Origin of the sequence: Pseudoalteromonas sp. S1612 (assembly GCF_005887175.1) — a bacterium.
In the GTDB taxonomy this organism is placed as follows: Bacteria; Pseudomonadota; Gammaproteobacteria; order Enterobacterales; family Alteromonadaceae; genus Pseudoalteromonas; species Pseudoalteromonas undina.
The window spans coordinates 1-264 of record NZ_PNDH01000097.1 but is presented as its reverse complement, the minus strand read 5'-3'; the positions used below and the strand labels follow the sequence as shown (position 1 = coordinate 264).

At 46.6% G+C, this 264-nt stretch carries 1 protein-coding gene; it reads left to right on the top strand.

The annotated features are described in order from the left end of the window. Window positions 1-264 (top strand): biotin/lipoyl-containing protein (locus CWB78_RS18255; RefSeq protein ID WP_138596825.1); only part of this gene is annotated, 264 nt, incomplete at both ends.

Sequence of the window (264 nt, the reverse complement as noted above, 5' to 3'; positions counted from 1 at the left end):
GTGCCTGATATTGGTGATGACGAAGTTGAAGTACCAGAAGTTAGGGTTGCGGTTGGCGATAGCGGAGAAGAAGAGCAATCTATCTTAAACGTTGAAGGCGACAAAGCAGCTATGGAAGTACCGGCGCCGTTTGCAGGTACTGTTAAAGAGATTAAAGTAGCGACTGGCGATAAAGTTAAAACTGGCTCATTGATTTTTGTATTTGAAGTGGCGGGTAGTGCACCAGCTGCAGCACCTGCAGAAAAATCAGCACCAGCGCCTAAA